Below are 2,341 nucleotides of genomic sequence, written 5' to 3' on the forward strand. Positions count from 1 at the left end.
TGTTTTTTGCAAGCAGAAAGTGCAGAGAATTGCAGCGAAAAGTGCAGAGGCTTGCCGCTCCGTTTTTTATTAAAAATTCATGTCTGAAGCAGTTGAAGAAAGCGCATGTTTTAGGCGATAACTTTCCCCTGTAAATGCAATGATATGGGCATGATGGACCAAACGGTCCACCAATGCAGAAGTAAGGCGGTTGTCCCCAAATATCCGATTCCACTGCCCAAATTCCAAATTAGAAGTTACAATAACACTTTTCTGTTCGTAACAGTCAGCGATAATGTGAAATAAAAGTTCTGCTCCTTGTTTTTGGAATGGGACATACCCTAATTCATCTAAAATGAGCAGCTCACACGCCTCAATTTGCTTTGTCAGGCGCGGAAGCGTTCCTTGCTTTAATGCTTCCTCCAGCTGGGATACGAGGTCTGCCACACGGAAGAAGCGAACCTGATGGCCCATTTCACAAGCTTTTACTCCAAGTGCTGTTGCTAGATGCGTCTTACCGGTTCCTGGGGAACCAAGTAGAAGTAGGTTTTGCTTGCTCTGAAGGAATTGTAAGTCACAAATTTGATTCTGGTTAACGGTAGCTGGTAAATGAATTTGCTCTCCCCATTCATATTGCCTTAACCACTTTAGCTCCCGAAACTTTGCTTTTTTTAAAAGTCTTGCGACCTTATTTGTCTGACGGGACTCAATTTCTACACATAGAACATCCCGGAGAAACTGTTCCTTATCCTGAAAAGGAATGCTGCTGTAAGCATCTAAAACATGAGACAGATGAAGCATTTTACAAACTTCTTGCAGTGTGCCAAGTGTCATGACTGCGAACCTCCTTCTAGTGATGGACAAAGCACCCGGTCGTACTGTCCGAGGTCCGTTTCATAATTAACCAGGACAGAAGGAGTATAGGTCTCTCCCCATTTCTCTGGATAGGAAGCATTCTTTGCCTTTAGAAGGAACTTGAGTTCATGAGGCTCTCTTTCCAGCCATTCCTCTTGCTGAAGCAATTCCTGCAACTGTTCAAAGGAAACATCGCCTATAAGCTGCCGCATACCACTAATTCGCTTACGCATATCCTCTTTTTTAAAGAGAAGATATGCTTGCACCCTTTCGGGTAAGTAAGGAAAAAAGCGGGAATAACGCATAGAACGAGGCTTTCCCTCCCAATCTGTAAAAATCTCTTTCCAAGGAATATCTCGCTTCACGTGCATGTACGGGCGATAATCCTGGTATACAACTTCTCCATCATTAGTAAGACAGGTGAATTGATCCCATTCTTTTTTTACAATAAGGTGTTGCTTTGTCACCGTTTTACGGATTACAAATCTCGTTTGGTCTACTGTGATTTCGCCATACTTATTAATGGCAGCTGTATCAATAGAAAAGACCGATAGGGCTTCTAGAGGGAGAGGCTTCAGGTGTTTCTGGTCCTCCTGCCATAGCTGATCAATTAACACCTTTTTATCGTAATGGAGACGCTGCCGGTCTGCTATCATTTGCTCTTGCAACCAAGCGGTTAGTCCTGCGAAATCCTCCATGACAGGCGCTGTGACAAACCAGTTATTTCGCGTGTAACACACCTTTCTCTCAACGTTCCCTTTTTCATTTCCTTTCCCAGGATTACAAGGCTGCGCTTCAAAGCCATAGTGCATTTGGAAGCGAAGGAAGTCCTCTGTATAGGTACGCTGATCACCCCTTCCAATACTAACCACGGCAGCTGAAAGGTTGTCCATTCTCAAATAGGTAGGCACGCCTCCGGCCTGTTGAAATAACTGTTTTAGCCCTTCTAAGAAGCACTCACTGTTCTCAGCTGGAAGGGGATAAATAAATCCAGCATTGCTATGAGGAAAACTCAGAATGAGGGCCTTAATGTCTTTATAGGCACCGCTATGAACAACTGTCATATTACCAAAATCCACTTGTGCTTCACCCGGAGGGTGCTCCAATCGCTCATGACGCTCCACTTGCTGTTCCTTGATTTGAGGCCGTCTATTCTCGACATACTCACATACTGTGCGGTATGAGCCTCTAAAGCCATGTTCATTCTTCAGCTGTTCAAAGATACGTTTTGCTGTTCTTCTTTCCTTCCTCCGTAGCTTCGCATCTTCCTCCAGCCAATCATCCACAATTTCACCGTAGCCTTCCTCATACATCATGCCACGTTTCTTCTTCTGCACATCTTTAGGCTGGACTGATCCATCTGCATACTTCTTAACAGTCCTCCAGTTGTTTCCTGTTTTCCTTGCAATCTCTGATATAGTCAGTTCTTTGTTCTCTCGTAAATGTTTGATATAATGTATTTCAGGCATTGCTAGCATCCTTTCATGACCTCCATCTATGTTGGCTT

Annotated in this window: 2 protein-coding genes; both read right to left on the reverse strand. The window is 43.9% G+C overall.

Annotated elements, in window-relative coordinates; genetic code table 11:
- Window positions 1–69: 69 nt before the first annotated feature.
- Window positions 70–813 carry an IS21-like element helper ATPase IstB gene (istB, locus tag NK662_RS22965; protein ID WP_254761310.1) on the reverse strand — a complete coding sequence of 248 codons (744 nt, stop codon included), beginning with the start codon at window positions 811–813 and terminating at the stop codon, window positions 70–72.
- The gene (istA, locus tag NK662_RS22970; RefSeq protein WP_254761311.1) at window positions 810–2,312 is read right to left on the reverse strand and encodes an IS21 family transposase; all 1,503 of its coding nucleotides are present in this window, start codon (window positions 2,310–2,312) and stop codon (window positions 810–812) included. Before istA ends, istB begins: the two co-directional genes overlap by 4 nt.
- Between the last annotated feature and the right edge of the window lie 29 nt (window positions 2,313–2,341).

The sequence above is a fragment of the Ectobacillus ponti genome (assembly GCF_024294785.1).
Lineage (GTDB): Bacteria > Bacillota > Bacilli > Bacillales > Bacillaceae_G > Ectobacillus > Ectobacillus ponti.

Coding starts and splice junctions, on each gene's coding strand:
- istB (WP_254761310.1), bottom strand. CDS start 813: ATGACACTTGGCACACTGCAAGAAGTTTGTAAAATGCTTCATCTGTCT.
- istA (WP_254761311.1), bottom strand. CDS start 2,312: ATGCTAGCAATGCCTGAAATACATTATATCAAACATTTACGAGAGAAC.